The sequence below is a fragment of the Streptosporangium sp. NPDC005286 genome (genome assembly GCF_040607515.1).
In the GTDB taxonomy this organism is placed as follows: Bacteria; Actinomycetota; Actinomycetes; order Streptosporangiales; family Streptosporangiaceae; genus Streptosporangium.
Genome location: NZ_JBEXGU010000016.1, coordinates 1 through 14,256, shown reverse-complemented (window position 1 = coordinate 14,256; position 14,256 = coordinate 1). Strand labels below are relative to the sequence as shown.

At 68.8% G+C, this 14,256-nt stretch carries 9 protein-coding genes; 5 read left to right on the top strand and 4 right to left on the bottom strand.

Translation table 11 applies throughout. The annotated features are described in order from the left end of the window. Positions 1 to 310 precede the first annotated feature (310 nt). Both ABZU75_RS08780 and ABZU75_RS08775 read left to right on the top strand, forming a co-directional pair. Positions 311 to 1,147, top strand: coding sequence for an NAD(P)H-binding protein (locus ABZU75_RS08780; protein ID WP_355550994.1), 837 nt, complete (start codon positions 311 to 313; stop codon positions 1,145 to 1,147). A 96-nt stretch (positions 1,148 to 1,243) separates the two neighbouring features. Continuing rightward, entirely contained in the window at positions 1,244 to 1,789 is a 546-nt protein-coding gene (locus ABZU75_RS08775) for a hypothetical protein (RefSeq protein WP_355550992.1), read from the top strand. 264 nt (positions 1,790 to 2,053) lie between these two features. Here the strand turns inward: ABZU75_RS08775 and ABZU75_RS08770 are convergent, their stop codons facing one another. The 3 genes from ABZU75_RS08770 to ABZU75_RS08760 form a co-directional block, all read right to left on the bottom strand. After that, positions 2,054 to 2,545 carry a hypothetical protein gene (locus ABZU75_RS08770; protein WP_355550990.1) on the bottom strand — a complete coding sequence of 164 codons (492 nt, stop codon included), beginning with the start codon at positions 2,543 to 2,545 and terminating at the stop codon, positions 2,054 to 2,056. 117 nt (positions 2,546 to 2,662) lie between these two features. After that, on the bottom strand, positions 2,663 to 3,238 hold the full coding sequence (locus ABZU75_RS08765; RefSeq protein WP_355550988.1) for a MarR family winged helix-turn-helix transcriptional regulator: 576 nt from the start codon (positions 3,236 to 3,238) through the stop codon (positions 2,663 to 2,665). A gap of 297 nt (positions 3,239 to 3,535) precedes the next feature. After that, on the bottom strand, positions 3,536 to 7,456 hold the full coding sequence (locus tag ABZU75_RS08760; RefSeq protein ID WP_355550986.1) for an NB-ARC domain-containing protein: 3,921 nt from the start codon (positions 7,454 to 7,456) through the stop codon (positions 3,536 to 3,538). A gap of 772 nt (positions 7,457 to 8,228) precedes the next feature. Between ABZU75_RS08760 and ABZU75_RS08755 the strand changes: the two genes are divergently transcribed. Beyond that, entirely contained in the window at positions 8,229 to 10,223 is a 1,995-nt protein-coding gene (locus tag ABZU75_RS08755; RefSeq protein ID WP_355550984.1) for a vWA domain-containing protein, read from the top strand. A gap of 49 nt (positions 10,224 to 10,272) precedes the next feature. Then, the gene (locus ABZU75_RS08750; RefSeq protein WP_355550982.1) at positions 10,273 to 11,868 is read left to right on the top strand and encodes an extracellular solute-binding protein; all 1,596 of its coding nucleotides are present in this window, start codon (positions 10,273 to 10,275) and stop codon (positions 11,866 to 11,868) included. Between the two features lie 56 nt (positions 11,869 to 11,924). On the opposite strand, the gene ABZU75_RS08745 is transcribed toward ABZU75_RS08750, so the two are convergent. After that, positions 11,925 to 12,431, bottom strand: coding sequence for a lytic polysaccharide monooxygenase auxiliary activity family 9 protein (locus tag ABZU75_RS08745; protein ID WP_355550980.1), 507 nt, complete (start codon positions 12,429 to 12,431; stop codon positions 11,925 to 11,927). 385 nt (positions 12,432 to 12,816) lie between these two features. On the opposite strand from ABZU75_RS08745, the gene ABZU75_RS08740 reads away from it, so the two are divergent. After that, positions 12,817 to 14,202 (top strand): glycoside hydrolase family 16 protein, encoded by a 1,386-nt coding sequence (locus tag ABZU75_RS08740; RefSeq protein ID WP_355550978.1) that lies wholly within the window; start codon positions 12,817 to 12,819, stop codon positions 14,200 to 14,202. The last annotated feature ends 54 nt before the right edge of the window (positions 14,203 to 14,256 follow it).

Genomic DNA, 14,256 nt, shown 5'->3' with positions numbered 1-14,256 from the left:
TGTTCGGGGCGCACTACACCCCGCGCCAGGCCCCGCCGCCGGTCCAGGGCGTGTATGGGCTCCGCAATCACATGACGCAGCGGAATCAGCGTGGATTCCCCCGCCGCGTCGAAGGCCGGCGCAGGCTCCACCCGCCGGCCACCGCGCTCACCATCAAGAAGGGAGCCACCGTGGTCGTACACGACGACCAGGCCCGCCACGGCATTGCCTCCGCCGAAAGCCCCAGCTCACCGCGCACGTCCTTGACCTGAAGTTCAGTTGAGGTTCTAACCTGCCGTAGCCATGACCACCGACTGACGACAGGGAAACGATGATGATCCTCGTAACCGGCGCAACCGGAAACATCGGAAGCGCTCTGCTGAGGCAACTACACACGTCCGGTTTCACACGCTTGCGAGGTCTGACCCGTGACGCGGCACGGGTCTCATTCCCTTCGGGGGTCGAAGCCGTTGAGGGTGATCTCGCTCAGCCGGACTCACTGAAGCCCGCGCTGGACGGGGTGCGTTCGTTGTCCCTGCTGCGGGGCCTGGGCGCGGAGGCCGACGTCCTCACGGCCGCCCGGCAAGCAGGCGTGGAACACGTGGTGCTCGTGTCGTCCATCACGGTCCAGACCCATCCGCAGCTGCCCGCCACCGCCGAGAATCTGGCCGTCGAGCAGTTGCTCGGGGACAGCGGCATGGCCTGGACGATCCTGCGGCCGACACAGTTCGCCTCGAACGCCCTGTGGTGGGCGCAGTCGATCCGCGAGCATGGGACGGTTCGAGTGCCCTACGCGGACATCGGCCTGCCCACCATCCATCCTGCGGACATCGCCGCGGTGGCCCGGGTGGCGCTGACCGAGCCCGGCCACCAGGGAAGGACGTATGCACTGACCGGTCCGGAACGGATCACACCCCGGCGACAGATCGAGGCCATCGCCGCGGCGGCGGGGCGGGAGGTGGCCTTCGTCGAGATCAGCCGGCAGGAGGCCCATCTGCAGATGGCCTCCTTCATGGGAGACCAGACCGCCGACGCGGTGCTCGACCTGATGGGCGGAGACATCAATGATGAGCTGCTGAAGGTGCGCGACACGGTACCGAGGATCACCGGCTCCCCGGCCAGATCGTTCCAGCAGTGGGCTTCGGAGAATGGCGCCGCCTTCCGCTAGGACCGAATAGACCACCACGCTGGGCCGGGAGTTCCCGCGCGCCCTCTGGCCAATGAGCCCTTGCACGGCTCGCCGGCCGCGCCTACGTTCTTAGTCGTGATCAATATGAGCCGGCGGAGACATCAGATCCTCCTACCGGCGCTGGTGGTGGTCGCCGCCCTCGTCGCGGGATGTGGTCCGGGCCCGCGTGAACAGGCGCTGAGAGCGTGCCAGGTGCTCGATTGGGACGCCGCCCAGAAGGTCTTCGGCGAGGGCACCACCATAGAGGACGAGGCCTCGGCCGCGCCGACCGCCGATCCCCTGCAGGGAATCTCATACGTCACCACGCAGTGCAACTACAAGAACAGTAAAAGCACGCTGTATGCCCTTGTTCTCATGCGCACTCCGCTGACAAACGCCGGGGTGGAGAGGAACGAGGAATTCTGCGACAACATCAGAACGGCCGACTCCCAGGACCTGGAGGGTGTCGCCGACCAGGCGGTCTGGGTTCCCGGCAAGGGAGACCTCTGCGTGTACGCCCACGGCGTGGTGATGCTGATCAGCACCAACCTGAACAACAGTGGCGGCACGGCCCTGCTCGGTGGCACCCTCGAAGGAGCGAAGAGGATAGCCACGGAGATCATCCCCCGTATCGCGGAATGATCGCCCCCCGGCAGCGGGGTTCAGACCGCCCGGCGGGTACGCGCCCCGAGGCGGCGTGATTCCCGGCGACCATGTCCGCCTGCCGCCGATCCCGCTTCCATCGAAGATTCTCTCCCCAGGGCAAAAGTCACCCGGAAGGCACCACCTCACGCCCGCACTTCTTGATCGGGGATGTCACCGCGCAGACGAGCCGTCACGCGTCCCGGGAAAGCGACTCCTCCGCTCCCTGAAGAGAGCGGCTTCTCGCTGAGCCGCTTACGGTGGTCACGTCTGGGCTCCCGGGCGGACGATCATGAGGACCACGACGATCGCCCACAGCAGGTTGTAGATTCCGGCGAGCATGCTCAGGGTGCGCAACCGCTTGCCGTCGTCGGGGTTGGCGAGGGCCTCGCGTTGCTCCGGACAGATTCGCAGGGCGAGCAGACCACCGGCGGCGGCGGTGAGGACCATGGAGATATTTATCCAAATCTCGCCCATCCGGCCCTGGGTGACGGCCAGAGCGATTCCCACGACGGGCACGACGATGCCGAAGACGCCGTAGCCGCGGGTGATGCGGTGCAGCGCGACAGCCACGGCCCGGTTGCGGTCTCCCGAGGTTTCCGACCGCGGGTCGGCAGACGCGCCCGCGACAGCCGGGCTCACCGCGACACTCGCGGCGACCGGGGCATAGCGGGAGAACAGGCTTGTCGCGACGGCCGAGCCTCCGACGAACACAATGCTGGCGAGTACATGGACCGACAGCAGCACACCTTCCACGAGCTTCTCCTCTCCACAGCCTTCAGGGAGCCTGAAGCTTAGCAGATGCTTCAGGCTCTCTGAAGGTGGCGGCAAAGGAATGGCACCCCTGCTGTCCGAGGCGTCTCGCACGTCAGATCAGAGCCGGGAACGCCCTTCGAACGCGGCGCGTGCGACGTCGGCGATCTGACGCTGAATCGGGTCGGCGTCCGGGCCGAACAGCCGCTCGTCCACACCGGCCACGGCCTTCATCGCCTCCCGCATGAGACGCGCACCCTCGGGCGTGATCTCGATGGCCGAAGCGGACCCGGCGCGAGCGGTGTTGTCACGAACGAGCCCGGCCCCGGACAGCGCCTTCACCGCCGTATGAACGCTCTGAACGGTGATTCCGGACATTCGCGCCAAGTCGCTGAACGATGCGCCGGGCACGCCGGTGATGTGTCCAAGCAGGCCGAACCTGCTCACCGTCAGTCCGAGCGGCGCGAGGGCGGCACCGAGCTCGGACTCGATCCGGTGCGCCAGCGTGAGCAGCACGATGGAGGGGCTGGTCTCCGGCGGACCTGGACGGGCGTTCTCGATTGTCACCTTCCAAGTCTCCCGCACCACCCCGATCGACTGCGGCGGCTCCCAGAGGGCGCAGTGGTCGCGCACCTTGGCGAAGAACATCTCAGGATGTGGGTAGCCGGCGTAGCCCGGCGCGAGCAACCAGCCCACCACCGAACCTGACCGCCCATCTCCAACGCGCTCTCAGGACTCCGCCATGCTCTCCAGGAGCCGGGCGAGGAGATCGGAAAGCCGCTCGCGCTCGTCGTCCGAGAGCCCGCCGAGGAGCGTTCGCTCGCCACGTACACGGCGACCAGGCCCGACCGCTCGGTTCCGCTGGAGAACAACCTGGCCCACGTCATCACGATGCGCGACGGCAAGATCGCCGAGTCGTGGCTGCACAGCCGGGACCAGTACGAGGTCGACGCATTCCGGGGCGAGTGACCTGTCAGATCCTCCAGGCCTGGTTCAGGCTGGGGGCGGGTAGAGGTCGAAGCCGTACAGGCCCTGGTCTCCCCCGGCGGCCAGACCGAAGCCGTTGGGGAACCAGGCCAGACAGTTGAGACCCGCCTCGACCCTGGCTCCGGCGCCCGCCGACTCGCCGTACCTGTCCCACAGCCGGATGGTTCCGTCGTCCGAGCAGGTGGCGAGCAGGTTGCTGTCCGGGGAGATGGCCACGCCGCGGATCTTTCCCGAGTTCGCGGGCAGCGTCGCCCGATCCCTGCCGCCGGCCGACCAGACGCGCGCGGTGCCGTCCTCGAAGCAGGCGGCCAGCCAGGTGCCGTCGGGGGCGATCGCCACCTGCCGGGCCGCTCCCGGGCATCCCCTGAGCGAGGCCCGCGCCTTTCCGTCGGCTCCCCACAGGCCCGCCGTCCCGTTGACCGAGACGATGGCGAACCACCTGCCGTTGGGGGCGACGGTGATCTCGCCTATGGCCTCCACCCTGCTTTTCAGGGCGGCGTACCTGCTGCCGTCCGGTTTCCAGAGTTGGATTCTTCCGTAGATGGACAGGGTGGCGAGCCAGGCGCCGTCCGGTGAGATGAGGATGTGAGCGGTCGCCCGGATGTTCGCGACCAGTACTGCCCGCTCGGTGCCGTCGGCCCACCAGATACGCGCGGTGCCGTCCTCCGAGCAGGTGGCCAGCCAGGTGCTGTCGGGGGCGATCACCACCTCGCGCACCGGCCCGGTGTGACCGGCCAGCACCGCCCTCCTGCTGCCGCCCGCGCCCCAGAGCCGTACGGTCCGGTCGGCCGACCAGGTCGCCAGCCAGGTGCTGTCGGGGGCGATCGCCACTCCCCGCACGCGTCCGGTGTGCCCCGTCGGAATGGCCCTCCTGCGGCCACCGGCTCCGCGCATCCGGATCACGTGATCACCGGACCAGACGGCCAGCCACGTCTTGTCCGGCGAGATCGCGCCATAGTGACCGGTCTCGATGGGAACGGTGAGGGTCGCTCCTTCTATCCTGTCCTCGTTCCAGAGCTTCACCGAGCCGTCGCCGGAGTGTGTGGCGATCCAGTTCCCCTCGGGGGAGATGGTCACCTTGCGCACCATCCCGGTCCGGCCCCTGCGGCTCTGCTGCCCGGAGCGCTCCGACTGCCAGATCCGGATCTCCCCGTCCTGCGAGCAGGCGGCCAGCCAACTGCTGTCAGGAGCGATCACCACCTGACGCACCACCCCGGCATGCCCGGACAGAGCTGCCCGTTCGCTGCCGTCGGACTCCCACAGCCGCACGCTCTGCTCCCCGGAGAGGGTCGCCAGCCAGCTGCTGTCAGGAGCGATCACCACCTGACGCACCACCCCGGCATGCCCGGACAGAACGGCCCGCTGCCTGCCGTCGGAATCCCACAGCCGCACGCTCCGATCCTCGGAAAGGGTCGCCAGCCAGCCGCCATCCGGGGCGATCACCACCTGACGCACCACCCCGGCATGCCCGGACAGAACGGCCCGCTGCCTGCCGTCGGAATCCCACAGCCGGACCGAGCCGGTGGACGTCCAGGTGGCCAGCCAGCCGCCGTCAGGGGCGATGCGGATCCCGGGCGCCGCTCCGGTGTGTCCCGTCAGGACGGCTCGCTCGTCGCCGTCGACTCCCCACAGGCGCACGCTCCCGTCTCCGGAGAGGGTCGCCAGCCAGCCGCCGTCCGGCGAGACGGCCATCTTGGAGACCTCGCGTATCGGCCTGTTCCGGCCGGAGACCTTCTCGTTCTCCTGGTTCCAGCCACGCATCAGCAGGGTGTCCCTCAGGGTTCGCGGCTTGGTCCTCACCCTGACCGGGCTCCTGAGGGTCAGGCGCTTCCTCCCCTCGGGGCTCCACAGGGCGACCCTTCCCCGCACGGAGAAGGTGGCCAGCCACGAGGCGTCCGGCGCGGCCACCATCCCGGCAAGCCTGCCGATCCCGCTCTTCAGTACGGCGCGCCTGCTTCCTTCGGGGTTCCACAGGGCGACCCTTCCCCGCACGGAGAGAGTCGCCAGCCACGAGGCGTCCGGCGCGGCCACCATCCCGGCAAGCCTGCCGACGCCGTTCTCCAGGATCGCTCTCTGGGTGCCGTCGATCCCCCAGACCTGCACTCTCCGGCGTCCGGAACGGGTCACCAGCCACGAACCGTCCGGCGCGGCGGCGACCTCGTGAACCGGCTTCCGATGAGTGGCCAGCGTTGTCCGGGTAGTGCCGTCGGCCTTCCATATCTGCACACCGTCGCGGCCGTGGACGACGAATCTCGATCCGTCCGGTGTGATCGAAACGTCCCTCAGCCGTTTCGTCGTCGAGGTCAGCGTTCCCAGCAGGCAGGTGGCGCCGATGTCGGGCAGCGGCCAGCGGGCTCTCAGGAAAGGGGTCTCGGTCTCCTGACTGTAGCGCTCGATCGACGCCCGCATCGGCGGGAACGCGTACAGGCGGGCCAGCAGGTTCGCGGTGGAGACGGCATCCGATTCGAAGGGGGTGAGCAGATGTGCGCTCCGGGCGATCAGCTGCCGGACCCCGGCGACGGAGCGGGAGGTCGACAGCATCAGATCCGACTCCGCCGCGGCCACCCCGAAGGCTCGTATCCGGGTGACGAACCATCGCACGTCGTGCAGGAGCGACTCCAGCTCCCGCTGCCTTCTCCCCTCGGCGAGGTGGAACAGCAGATGGTCCCAGAGATAGGGCACCTCCCTGGGCAGTCTCCACCATTCGGCGTCCGCCGCGAGGTCGTCGTCGGGGACCAGTTCGCGGGCCTCGTCGAGGAAGTCGCGGTTGGCCGCCTCGACGCGCTCTCTCCCCAGCCCGTACTCCGAGCGGAGGTGTGCACGGATGACGTCGTGGATCGTGATCGACGGCACCGTTCCCTCCGTCTCGTGCCTGCCGATCAGTGACAGGTCGTGCAGCCTCGCGCAGAGGCGCTCGGTCTGCTCGGAGGTGAGTCCGGCGGTGGCGCGCCAGAGAAGCCCGACGGTGCCGACCGGTATGTCGGCGTCCTGCGGGAAGACGCCCAGCTCAAGGAAGCGGGCACGGTCGAACACGCCGAGAGCTTCGAGGCTGTGCTCGACCGTCACGCGCACCGCGGTCTCCCGCTGGCGGGGAATGGTGACGTCCAGGGTGGCCGGTCCGGCCCGGCCGAGCCGCTCGGCCGCCCGGCGGGCGGCGACGTCGGCGTTCACCCCGCCACCGTGCTCGTCACGCAGGCGCGCGTTGACGAGGTCCAGTAGCAGCGGCCATCTTCCCGTCAGGCCCATCAGGCTGTTGACGACGCCGGGGTTCATCGGCGGTAGCCCACGGCTCAGCAACTGGACGGCCACCCGCGGCGCCATCTCGTCGACGATCATCGCGATCGCGTTCGGGGGAAGGGCTCTGGGCAGGCGGGTCGTCACCAGCACCCGGGACCGCACCGCCGCGGCCAGGAAGGGTCTCAGCTGTGACAGGCTCCACACGTCGTCGACCACCAGCAGCGTCTGGCCCCGCTCCGCCAGGATCTCGGCCATCCGGTGGCCGGCCTGCTCCGGGCTGGAGAACTCCGGCCGGGTGCCCGTCACGGCCTCCGTGACGTCGTTGGCCAGCGCCGCGATGTCGACACCGGTGCGGTCGCGGCCCACCGTGACCCAGATGACACCGCCCTTGAACCGCTTCCTCACCTCACCGCTGTGGCACGCCTCCACGGCCAGGGACGTCTTACCGAAACCGCCCGCCCCGGCGATGCCGGTGGTCAGGCCGACCGTTCCCGAGCCTCTCATCGTCAGAGTGGAGACCACGTCGTCCAGCTCGGTTCTGCGGACCCACCCCGCCTTTCTCTCGGGCACCCGGAAGAGCCCGCCGTGAGCGCGCGACTTCATCAGTTCCGGCATCAGCCGGGTCAGCAGGACGATGAGGAAGGCGGTCAACCCGAAAATCGCGACCCAGGTGATCCGGTTCTCGGCCACCGTTTCCGGAAAATATTCTCCGACCATTCCAATCGGCAGCCCGACCAGGATTCCAACAACTACCAGAAGCGCCGTGGCCATATCGGCGAATTTTTTTGTGCGACGAGCCAACGATCACCTCGACAGTGCCGACCCCTGCCCAGACGGGCGCTGGGAACCCTGAACGCACGATATCTGTTCCCCATTGCCGCCGAGTTGAATCACCGAGGTTCGGGTAATTAACGCGCGCACAGAAAGCCATGTTGCACGCTTTGCGCTGCTATGTCCACGGCATCGACACCGACCATTCCGATTCACATTCAATGGAGGCCCTTTTCCGTGGTGCCGCGATCACCCTCGGCCATCCCTTTCGAGCCGCCGACCGGGTCCGCCGTGGCCGTCAGCGGCCAGGGCCGCCTGCGGGGAGCCGCCGCGTGCGACCAGGCCGCGAACGGCGGTGTGCCGCAAACACTTCCTCTGTCACTAAATGCAGCCATAAGACGAACATAGAGGCTCGTGTCCGAATCGATGTTTAGTGTCGATAAAAAAGACAGTGAAATCAAGATATCCATCGCATTCGACGGGCCGACGGATTAGGATCTAACGCGGCCAGAGCCGAGCCGGGAAAGGCCGCTCCCCGCTCATCTCACGCCAAGGCGCCGTCCTCGAAACCCCGTCAAAATCCTGTCACAGGAAAATCCATCGCCTGGAACCTCGCCATCCGAAGTGCCCCGTTCGAAGTACGGCCGTCTGAGAGCCCTTCGTTCACGTCGTCGAACAGGTAGTGATCTCCATGTCCGGCCCCTCCCCCTCCTCACCCGCCGACGGCTCGCGGGACCCGGACGCCGGCCCGCCCGGCGGCCTCCCGGCGAAGCTCAAGGAGATCGCCGCGACCGCCCTGGTCACCGGCGGCGTCACCACCCTGTTCGCGGTGCTGACGGACGGGGTGCGGGCACTCGGCACGGGTCTCGCCCTGCTCGTCTGCGCGATGATCGGCCTGGCCGTGGCCGTCCTGCTGACGTTGGGAAGGTTCGCCCGCCTGCTGCGCCGATGGCTCGAACCGGCCGGACGGGCCGTCGCGCGCCGTCGCGCGGCGGGAAGGCCCGCACCGGGCATGCCAGGGCGGAGGCACCGGCGGCTGGAGGGGTTCGTGCTCAAGTTGTCGGCCGGCTACCTCGGCGTCCTCCTCGGCGCCGCGGCCGTAACGGTCCCGTGGGGAGTCGTCCAGGGCGGAACGTGGCTGAGCCACCGGATCTGGCCCCCCGACTGCGAGCGGCCGCTGGAGTTACGCGTCGTCACCGCCCCGGAGAACGTGACCGCCCTGCGCGAGAGCATCGCCCTGTTCGTCCAGGGCAGGCTGGTGGACGGCTGCGCACCGTACACGATCTCGGTGGGGGTGGCGCCCTCGGTCGGGGAACTGGCCTACGCCTTCGGCGACAACTGGTACCGCGACGACGCGCGCCAGGAGGGTGACGAGCCGTTTCGCCGGCTGTACGGTCCCCGGGCCGACGCCTGGGTCGCCACCAGCACCGGCGAGGCCAGGCTCGTCGCCGAGGACGTGGGAGCGGGCGGCGCCACCCTCGACATCGGCCCGTCGGTCGCGTCCGACCGCCTGGTGGTCGGCATGATCAGCGGGCGTGCCGAGAAGGTCAGGAAGGAACTGCCGGCGGGGCGGCCGGGCAGCCACAGCCTCCCGGTCCTGTGGAAGGTGGTCCGATCGAAATTCGGCATGCCGGTGAGCTACCCGCAGCCCGAACTCTCCACCGCCGGGCTCGTCGCGGTCTCCGACCTCATGCCCCTGGGCGACATCGTGGATCGGGAGCAGCGCGACATCGTCGCCGAGAGCGTCAGCTCGCTGCTCTGCCGGTTCAGGACCGCGAGCCGCGGGACCGGCGGCGAGGAGCTCAACCGGAGCCCCGCCCTGGTGATCCCGTTTCACAGCCTGACGGACTACAACGACGGGCGGTTCAACGATCCCCACTGCCCCGAGGGGGCGCCGAGCGGGATGACCAAGCTCAAGGAGTTCTTCTCTCCCGGGCTCTCCGGGCTGGACTACCCGTTCGTCACGATCAGCTGGCCGGACGAGCGGAGTGCGGAGCGCACGAGCGTGCTCGGCCTTCTTCGCTCGTGGCTGGCCGCCAACCCGCTCTTCGGTGAGCGCTCCGCCGAGAGGGCGGTCGTGCGCTCCCCCGCGGCACTGCGAGAGGCCCAGAGCCGGTTCTTCGGTCTCCTGCCCCGGCTCGACGCCGAGATCGCCCTCGACGTGTCCGGCTCGATGACCGCACCGCCCCGCTCCCTGCTGGTACGCCTGCGTGAGACCTTTCCCGATATCAAACCGCTGATCACCCCTCGTGACGACCTCGCGCTGAGCGCCTTCTCCACGGTCGGCCGCAGGACCCGGGTCAGGGAGCTCCAGCCGGCGGCGGGCCGTGCCGAGTTCGACGAACTGACCAGGAGCGTCGCCGGTACCAGGGCGGAGGGCTCCGACGCCCCGATATCAGACATGATCATGAACCTGAACCGGCGGGCCGGATCTCCTGGGCGTGCCCTCGTCGTCGTGACCGACGGGGGCGTCTTCGACAACGAGCGACGGGGGAAGGGCGTCGGCGGGACGCTCGCCCGCGCGTCCAATGTCAACGCCCTCTATGTGCTGGCCCTCGGCGACAACGGCTGTGATCGCTCTCCCCCGCGTGCGGGGAAGTACCGCGAGTGTGTGGAGGCGGGAGCCGACATGCGGCAGGCGCTGAGACACCTGATCTCCAGCCTGCGTGGAAAGGACCGCCGTTGACCTCCCTCCCAGGGCCGGAGCCCGGGATCTCCACAGCCAAGGAGATTCGATGAGCCTGACGCGACGCCCGCGCGCCCTGCTCGGCAGGTTGAACCCCGGCCAGCGTCGCTGGGGCGGTGCCGGGGTGGTGGCGGGGCTGGTGCTGGCCTCGGTGCTCATCTCCCTCACCGCGGGGGATCCCTCGCTCCTCAGCGGGAAGCCCGCCTTCCCCGCCGACTGCGGAGGACCTGACCGGCTCACCGTGGCGACCGGCGCCGACATCACCGCCGGCAGCTTCCGCCGCGACCTGATCGAGGAGTGGAACCGCACGCACACCACCCAGGTCACCCTGGTCGAGGTGGCCGAGCGTACGGACGAGGAGCGGGCCGAGATGGCGGGCCGTGCCCGGCTGGGGAGCTGCGCCTACGACGTGCTCTCGGTGGACGTGGCCTGGACCGCCGAATTCGCCCGGAGCGGCTATCTCCTTCCGTACCCTCTCGATCCACAGAAGGCGGGCCTCTTCGTGGACAACGTCCTGAAGACGGGCCAGGTGGACGGAGTCCAGTACGCGGTGCCCTTCGTCACCGACGTGCCCCTGCTGTTCCATCGCCGCGACCTGCCCGTGCCCACCACGACGGAGCAGCTCTGGAAGTACGCCGCCGCGAACGGCGGGTACGCCGTGCAGCTCGGCGACTACGAGGGGGGCACCGTCAACCTGCTGGAGGCGGTCCTGTCCGCGGGTGGAAGGGTCACCGACGGTGACCGGGTCGTGCTGGACGAGGGAGTCAACGGCGAGCGGACGCGCGAGGCGCTCGCGCGCTGGCGAGCCCTGCTGGAGAACGGCACCCTGGCACGCGGGGCGGAGAACTTCTCCAAGCAGGACACCTTCAACGCCTTCAGGGACGGTTTCCTCGCACGAGGCCCGAAGGACTCCGCGGAGGAGAGCAGCCTCCAGGCGTTCCGCGACGAGGAGGCGGCCTACATGCGCAACTGGCCGTTCGCGTTTCACCGCCTGGCCACAGACCGCTCGATGTACGACGGCCACCGGCGTCTGCGCTTCGGCATGGCCGCACTGCCCGGCGCCGGCATCCTCGGTGGTTTCAACCTGGCGATCTCCGCTCGCTCCGACAATCCGGAGAAAGCACGGATGCTCATCGACTTCCTGACCGGCCACCAGGCCCAGGCTCGGCTGTTCGCCTGCAGCGGCTACCCGCCGGTGCTCGAATCCGTCTACGAGGAATACCGGCGCGACCCGCGCACCTGTGACCAGCTCTCGGTTTCCCCCGGGACGGAAACGGGCTTCTCCGGGAGAACGGACTGCACGCCGGGGACGAGAGCGAATCCCTCGACGGGGGCGGCCATCGCCGCCGCAGGCCCTCCCGGCGAGGACCCTGAGATCACCGCTCTCATGCTCCAGGAACTGGCCGGGAAGATCCACCAGGCCCTGTGCAAGGCCGAATTACGCCCGCAGTACTCCTACTACTCCGCTTTCAGTGAGGTGTTCCGCGGGTGCGCCCGCGCGGTGGTCAACGGCGACCTGCCCGCCAGGGAACTGGACCTCGCCCGGTTCGCCGACGCCCTGCGCGCCGCCCGGCGGGGTAGGGCGCCAGAGGGCGCCGCCGGGTCGCTCGCTCACTGCGGGAAACCCGAGCGGCGGCCAGGATGACGGGAACCGCCCCGCCCCCACCGGGGCGCGGAGGGAGCGGGAGCGGGTCGGACGGGTCAGCGCTGCAGGTCGACGCAGGAGTAGAAGGCGTTGGCGGTGTCGGCGATGTTCCAGACCGCGAGAACCTTCAGGCGGCCTGTCCTGCCGCCCAGGCTCACGTTGTGCGAGACCGTGGCGCCGGGCTGCCTGCCGCCGTCGTTGAAGACCGCGATCCGGGTGTTGCCGATGTAGTACTCCCAGGTGCTGGTGGCGTGGCGGGCGGTCAGCACCCAGTTGAAGGTGACCGAGTTGCCGACACTCGTGGCCGGCCAGCCCTTGCTCTCGTCGCTGAGCTGGGAGAACCGACCGACGTTTCCGTGGCAGTTTCGCAGGCCCTTGGGGCCCTCCACGCTCTGCGGCTCGTAGATGATGTCGCCGCAGTTGGAGACGCGGCCCTGGGCGCACATGGCCTGACGGCTCGGCGGCGACGAGATGTAGCCGTGCGCGCTGGCCGGTGAGGCGATGAACACGGTGGCGGCGATGGCGATGATCGCCGTCGCGAGGAAGGTGACCGTTCTGCGCATGTACTGCTCCTTCGCTGGGGGGCGACTCGAATATAAAGGAAACTTTCCTAACAGTAAATATTCGAGTCAGCGAATATCCGAAAACGTTGTCAGACCTCCGGCCGGCCGGACGCCCCGAGGCGCCCGGTGACCGTGGCCCCGACAAAGGCGGGCGGCCGCCCGGATCCCGGCAGGGTGCCGCACGTCAAACGGCGGCGCGGGCAGGACGTCCGGAGCGCGAAGCGACGACCGAACACCTCGCGGACAAGCGCTGAGAGCGCTCTCCTGCTTTTTCCGACTCGGGTGTTGACCCTGGCTTAACCTTCGCGTAACAGTGGTATCAATCGGTCTTTATACTGCAGCGATGTTCGACCGTCCGCCTCGTTCGCCTTGTGAGAGGTTTCGAATGAGCCACCCCCCAAGAAGAAAGCGCTCTCTCGGATGGATCCCGATCATCGTCGCCGCGCTGGTGCCGATGATGATCGCCATCACCGCCCACGCCTCCGTCCCGGCAACCCCCTCCGGCTGGTCCCTGGTCTGGAGCGACGACTTCACCGGCGGCGCCGGGTCACCTCCCTCCTCCGCCAACTGGATCGTCGACACCGGCCACGCCTACCCGGGCGGCCCCGCCAACTGGGGCACCGGTGAGATCCAGCGCTACACCGACAGTCCCGCCAACCTGAGCCTCGACGGCGGCGGGAACCTGCGCATCACCCCGATAAAGAGCGGCAGCGAGTGGACGTCCGCCCGCATCGAGACCCGCCGCTCGGACTTCAAACCCGCCGACGGCCGTATCCTGCGCATCGAGGGCCGTATCCAGATGCCCAACGTCACCGGTGACGCCGCACTGGGCTACTGGCCCGCTTTCTGGGCGCTGGGCGCGCCGTATCGCGGCAGCTACTGGAACTGGCCCGGCATCGGCGAGTTCGACATCATGGAGAACGTCAACGGCATCAACTCCGTCTGGGGCGTGCTCCACTGCGGTGTGAACCCCGGCGGGCCCTGCAACGAGACCACCGGCATCGGCGCCAGCCGGACGTGCCCCGGTTCCTCCTGCCAGTCGGCGTTCCACACCTACCGTTTCGAGTGGGACCGCAGCATCACCCCGAACCAGCTGCGCTGGTACGTCGACGGGCAGCAGTTCCACAGCGTCAGCCAGTCCCAGTTCGACGCCGGGACCTGGAACAACATGACCGGCCACCAGGGCTACTTCATCCTGCTCAACTTGGCCATGGGCGGGGCGTTCCCCAACGCACTGGCCGGGCAGACCCCGACCGCGGCCACGGTCTCCGGCCGCCCGATGCTCGTTGACTACGTGGCCGTCTGGCAGAGCGGCTCCGGCTCCAATCCCACTCCGACGATCACTCCCCCTCCAGGTGGGGTGGACGCCCGCTCGACCATCCAGGCCGAGCGCTACCAGGCGCAGGCGGGCACGTCACTGGAGACCACCACGGACACCGGTGGCGGGCAGAACGTCGCGCAGATCGGCAACGGCGACTGGCTGCGCTTCGACGGAGTCAACTTCGGCGGCGCGGCGGCCACCCAGTTCAAGGCCCGTGTCGCGTCCGGGGCGGCCGGCGGGGTCAGCGGGCTGGTCCAGGTGCGCCTCGACAGCCTGACCGCGGCTCCGATCGGCGACTTCGCCATCGGTAACACCGGCGGCTGGCAGAGCTGGCGTACGGTCCCGGCCAACATCGCCTCGGTGACCGGAACCCACACGGTCTACATCACCTTCACCAGCGGGCAACCCGCCGACTTCGTCAACCTCAACTGGTTCTCGTTCGGCAACTGAACCCGGCGTCCCCGCGCATCCCGACCAGCTCGCGTACGCGGTGCACACCTCCGG

Excerpts from the sequence above, each read along its gene's own strand:
- ABZU75_RS08780 (WP_355550994.1), top strand. The coding sequence starts at position 311 with ATGATGATCCTCGTAACCGGCGCAACCGGAAACATCGGAAGCGCTCTG.
- ABZU75_RS08755 (WP_355550984.1), top strand. The coding sequence starts at position 8,229 with ATGTCCGGCCCCTCCCCCTCCTCACCCGCCGACGGCTCGCGGGACCCG.
- ABZU75_RS08750 (WP_355550982.1), top strand. The coding sequence starts at position 10,273 with ATGAGCCTGACGCGACGCCCGCGCGCCCTGCTCGGCAGGTTGAACCCC.
- ABZU75_RS08745 (WP_355550980.1), bottom strand. The coding sequence starts at position 12,431 with ATGCGCAGAACGGTCACCTTCCTCGCGACGGCGATCATCGCCATCGCC.
- ABZU75_RS08740 (WP_355550978.1), top strand. The coding sequence starts at position 12,817 with ATGAGCCACCCCCCAAGAAGAAAGCGCTCTCTCGGATGGATCCCGATC.